Genomic DNA, 614 nt, shown 5'->3' with positions numbered 1-614 from the left:
TGCCGATCTAACAGACCAATATCTAGCACAGGTGAGGCATCGATGTGCTGAGCATCCATCATTTGGGCTACCCGTTTCAGAGCAGAAATGATCATGGTTTGTTCCCACTCTTGGAGATCGCCAAACTGTCGTGTAAACTGTTCTTGGAGAGGAATCGGTGCGTTCTTCAGAATTTCCAATGCTTTATCAGTCAGATGAACATGTACTTTGCGCTTATCTGATTCTGAACGCATTCGATAAACCAGTTCACGCTTCTCCAGACGATCAACAATTGTCGTTACCGTTGCCTGACTAAGACTCATCTCACTGGCCAGTTCGCCAATGGTTATCTGACCTTTATCTCTGAGGCTTTGCAGAAGCAGAATTTGTGGTGCAGTTAAGCTGGTGGTTTTTGCCAGATATTTAGAGTGCAAATCAGTTGCACGAATAACTCGCCTTAAAGCGATTAAAACTTCTTCAATTTGGTTCAACAGGTGATCCTTCTGCTTATCAGTCAGATCAAGATTATAAACTGCATCTAAATTTAAACCGATAGTTTTACTCATAATTTTCCAATTGGTTAAAACAACGCTCAAAGTCGGCCAATATAATTAGCTGTTGTTTATGTTTTACGG

1 protein-coding gene is annotated in these 614 nt (G+C 41.4%); it reads right to left on the bottom strand.

Annotation, left to right across the window (positions count from 1 at the left end; translation table 11 throughout):
- Positions 1–545, bottom strand: a 545-nt coding sequence (locus tag B4K20_RS14970) for a MarR family winged helix-turn-helix transcriptional regulator (RefSeq protein WP_289283525.1), incomplete at its 3' end; no start/stop codon positions are given.
- Positions 546–614 lie beyond the last annotated feature (69 nt).

This window comes from Methylophaga sp. UBA5088, assembly GCF_002414625.1.
GTDB lineage: Bacteria > Pseudomonadota > Gammaproteobacteria > Nitrosococcales > Methylophagaceae > Methylophaga > Methylophaga marina.
Note: the sequence above shows the minus strand (reverse complement) of the source record. Positions and strands in the feature narration are given on the sequence as shown.